Source organism: Burkholderia sp. Ac-20345 (assembly GCF_017104825.1).
In the GTDB taxonomy this organism is placed as follows: Bacteria; Pseudomonadota; Gammaproteobacteria; order Burkholderiales; family Burkholderiaceae; genus Burkholderia; species Burkholderia lata_B.
Genome location: NZ_JAAGPO010000375.1, coordinates 1 through 4,161 on the forward strand (window position 1 = coordinate 1; position 4,161 = coordinate 4,161).

The following is a 4,161-nucleotide window of genomic DNA, read 5'->3' on the forward strand; positions in this document are numbered from 1 at the left end:
TGGCCACGGCGGCCGGCCGGTGCCGCGCGCCCGTGTGCCACGCGGGCAGGCGCGGGCCCGCGCCGAACAGCTTCTCGCGCAGCGTCGGCGCGGGATCGTAGTCTTCCTTGTACACGCCGCGGTTCTGCAGCTCGGGCACGACCCAGTCGACGAAATCCTCGAACGACTCAGGCATCACGGTGCGCGTCAGGTTGAAGCCGTCGATGCCGGTCTCGTCGATCCACGACTGCAGTTCGTCCGCGACCTGCGACGGCGAGCCGACGATCGGCGCATAGCGGCCGCCGAGCGACATCTGTTCGAGCATCCGCCGCACGGTCCACGTGCCGGTCGTGCTCTTGCGCGAGATCGCGTCGACGGCCGACTGGATCGAGTCGGTCTTCACGTACGAGATCGGCTCGTCGAGGCCGTACTTCGCGAAATCGATACCGGTCGAGCTCGCGAAATGCGCGAGGCCGGCTTCGGGGCTCGCGTAGCGCCGGTATTCGTCGAACTTCTCGCGCGCGAGCCGCTCGGTCTCGGCCGTCACGACGCTCACGCCGGCGAAGATTTTGATCGACGCCGGGTCGCGGCCCTGCCGTGCAGCGGCCGCGCGGATGTCGAGTGCCGCCGCGCGGGCGGCGGCCTTGCTTTGCCCGTTCACGAACACGCATTCCGCGTGACGGCCCGCGAACTCGACGCCGCGCGCGGACGAACCGGCCTGGTACAGCACCGGCGTGCGCTGCAGCGACGGCTCGCTCAGATGAATCGCGTCGATCGAATAGAACGGCCCGTCGTGCTTCACGCGCCGCACCTTGCCCGGCTGCGCGAACACGCGCGCCTGTGCGTCGCGGATCACCGCGTCGTCGTCCCAGCTCTGTTCCCACAGCTTGTAGACGACGTCCATGTAGTCGTCCGCGCGCTCGTAGCGGTCGTCGTGGCCGATCTGCTGCGCGAGGCCCATCCCGCGCGCGGCGCTGTCGAGATAGCCGGTGACGATGTTCCAGCCCACGCGCCCTTTCGTCAGATGATCGAGCGTCGACATGCGGCGAGCGAACAGGTACGGCGGCTCGTAGGTCAGGTTCGCGGTCACGCCGAAGCCGAGGTGCCGCGTGACCTGCGCCATCGCGGGCACGAGCAGCAGCGGATCGTTGACGGGCACCTGCACCGATTCGCGCAGCGCGGCATCGGGGCCGCCGCCGAACACGTCGTACACGCCGACGATGTCCGCGAGGAAGATCCCGTCGAACTTGCCGCGCTCGAGCGTCTTCGCGAGGTCGGCCCAGTAGTCGAGATCGGTGTAGTGCGCGGAGCGGTCGCGCGGATGCGTCCACAGCCCGTGGTTGATATGCCCGACGCAGTTCATGTTGAACGCGTTGAGCAGGATCTTCTTGCGATTCGCCGTCGTCATGCCCGCCTCCGTCACCACGCGATCGCGTACAGCGAGCCGAACGCGTTGTCGAGCGCCTTGCGCACGGCCGGCGACTGCTGGTAGATCGCGATGAACTTGCGGATGCGCGGATCGTTCACGCTGTCCGGCCGCACGACCCACTGGATCGCGAAGATCTTGTTCTCGGTGCCGTCGAACAGCAGCGCGCTGTTCGGGTCGGTCGTGCCGGCGAGCTTGATGAAGCTCGGGTAGCCCTGCGCGAGATCGACATCGTCGAGCGAACGCGCGAGCTGCGACGCCTCGAGCGGGATGATCTTCAGGTGCTTCGGGTTCGCGACGATGTCGTGCGTCGTCGCGCGGTAGTCGGCGCCCGGCTTCAGCGTGATGAGCCCCGCACGCTGCAGCAGCAACAGCCCGCGCCCGCCGTTCACCGGATCGTTCGCGATCGCGACCTTCGCGCCGTCCTTCAGCTCGCTGAAGTTTTTCACCTTCTTCGAATAGAGGCCGATCTTCATGATCGTGCCGGGAGCGATCGACACGAAGTTGTAGCCGCCCTGCTTGTTCGCGTTCTCGAGGAACGGGATGTGCTGGAAGTAGTTGACGTCGATGTCCTTGTTCGCGAGCGCCGCGTTCGGCGTATTCCAGTCGGTGAATTCGACGATCTTCACGTCGAGCCCCTGCGCCTTCGCCTCCTTGGCGGCGACCTTCAGTGCCTCGATCTGCGGACTGGTCGAGATGCCGACCTTCAGCGGCGCGGTGTCGGCGTGCGCGCCATTGAGCAGCGCGACGCCAAGCACGGCGGCGGCCAGCAGACGCGCGACGCGGCCGGCGGAAAAGCGGGCGGAAAAAACGGCATGCAGCATGGAAACCACTCTCCTGTCCAAAGACGGTATCGACGGATGAGCGACGCCGCGGCGAACGCACGGGCGTTCTCCGGACAGGAGTCATCGCATCGGAAAAGGATCAGCCGATGATAGAGAGCGGCGCGGGGACGGTCTACGAAGCGATTGTGCGAAGAAAATCGCGCGCGGCGATATGGCGGGCGGCCACGCGGGATCGGGGGCCTGACCGGGGGCCCGGCCGGCCATCTGGCCGAAATCTCGGCCTGCGCGCCGGGCGAATTCCGAGATCTCGGCCAACCGGTCGCGCCACCCTTTCCGCAGACGAAACAAATCCCTTATAAATCAATGCATTAAAAATATTCCGGCAGGCCGGATTCCTGGCACGGGGGTTGCGTAATAGACGGCACACGATGCCGCGAAGCCATGCAGGCATTCCAACATCAGGAGACACGTCTTGCAGACCTCAATCCATACCCCGTCCCATCCGGAGCCGGTTTCCGACGCCGTCGCCGCCCCGCGCGAGCGCTTCTGGCCGGAAGGCTGGTGGAAACTGATGGAAATCCGCATCGGCATCATTCCGCTGCCCGTCTACTTCATCCTGCTCGCGCTGATCGTCGGCTTCTCGGTGACCGGCAAGGTGCCCGGCGAGATCTCGATGGCGATCGCGGTGCTCGCGTTCTTCGGCTTCACCTGTGCGGAACTGGGCAAGCGCCTGCCGCTCCTGCGCAACATCGGCGCGGCCGCGATCTTCGCGACCTTCGTGCCGTCTGCGCTCACCTACTACCACCTGCTGCCGAAGCCGGTGCTGAACCTGACGGTCGAATTCACTAAATCGACCAACTTCCTGTACCTGTTCATCGCGTCGATCATCGTCGGCAGCATCCTGAGCATGGATCGCCGCGTGCTGATCCAGGGCTTCGTGAAGATCTTCATCCCGCTCGCGGCCGGCTCGGTCGCGGCCGCGATCGTCGGCACGGCGGTCGGCACCGCGCTCGGCCTCGGCGCACGCCACACGCTGCTGTACATCGTCGTGCCGATCATGGCGGGCGGCGTCGGCGAAGGCGCGATTCCGCTGTCGATCGGCTATTCGGAACTGATGCACCTGCCGCAAGGCGAGATGTTCGCGATGGTGCTGCCGCCGGTGATGCTCGGCAGCCTGACCGCGATCATCCTGTCGGGCGCGCTCGACATGATCGGCAAGCGCTTCCCGCACCTGACCGGCAACGGCCGCCTGCAGGTCGGCGAATCGGGCGACATGACGCCCGAGAACGAGGAAATCCGCGGCCACGTCGACGTCACGCACATCGCGGGCGCCGGTATCACGGCGATCACGCTGTACCTCGTCGGCCTGATGGCGTTCAAGCTGTTCGGCCTGCCCGCACCGGTCGCGATGCTGTTCCTCGCAGTGCTCGTGAAGCTCGCGCGCGCGGTGTCGCCGCCGCTGCAGGAAGGCGCGTTCGTCGTCTACAAGTTCTTCTCGACCGCCGTCACGTATCCGCTGCTGTTCGCGATCGGTGTCGCGATGACGCCGTGGGACAAGCTGACCGCTGCGTTCACGATCGTCAACGTCGTCACGATCGTGTCGACCGTCGCGACGCTGATGGGCACCGGTTTCGTGGTCGGCCGCCTGATGAAGATGTACCCTATCGACACCGCAATCGTGAACGCCTGCCACAGCGGGCAAGGCGGCACCGGCGACGTCGCGATCCTGACTGCCGCGAACCGGATGCAGCTGATGCCGTTCGCGCAGATCGCGACGCGCATCGGCGGCGCGATCGTCGTCACGGTCACGCTGATCCTGATCGCACACTTCGGATGACGCGCCGCCGCGCGCACCGTCGCGCAGGCCGCTTCGCACGCGCCGCCGCCGGCCCAGCCGGCGCGCGGCGCGCGTCGTTCTGGGCGTCGTTCTGGGCGTCGTTCTGGGCGTCGTTCTGGGCGTCGTTCTGGGCG

The 4,161-nt window shown here is 66.5% G+C and carries 3 protein-coding genes; 1 reads left to right on the forward strand and 2 read right to left on the reverse strand.

The window, feature by feature from the left end; translation table 11 throughout:
- Nucleotides 1-1,387: LLM class flavin-dependent oxidoreductase (locus G3O06_RS46770; RefSeq protein ID WP_205820139.1), on the reverse strand; the 1,387-nt coding region annotated here is incomplete at its 3' end.
- Between the two features lie 11 nt (nt 1,388-1,398).
- Nucleotides 1,399-2,229 carry a MetQ/NlpA family ABC transporter substrate-binding protein gene (locus G3O06_RS46775; RefSeq protein WP_174984776.1) on the reverse strand — a complete coding sequence of 277 codons (831 nt, stop codon included), beginning with the start codon at nt 2,227-2,229 and terminating at the stop codon, nt 1,399-1,401.
- 433 nt (nt 2,230-2,662) lie between these two features.
- Here G3O06_RS46775 and G3O06_RS46780 point away from each other — a divergent pair, with 433 nt between their 5' ends.
- Nucleotides 2,663-4,027: a 2-hydroxycarboxylate transporter family protein gene (locus tag G3O06_RS46780; protein WP_205820140.1), complete on the forward strand. Its 1,365-nt coding sequence runs from the start codon at nt 2,663-2,665 to the stop codon at nt 4,025-4,027.
- Nucleotides 4,028-4,161 lie beyond the last annotated feature (134 nt).

Bases quoted from the DNA above. Each gene is read 5' to 3' on its own strand.
- G3O06_RS46775 (WP_174984776.1), bottom strand. From the start codon at position 2,229: ATGCTGCATGCCGTTTTTTCCGCCCGCTTTTCCGCCGGCCGCGTCGCG.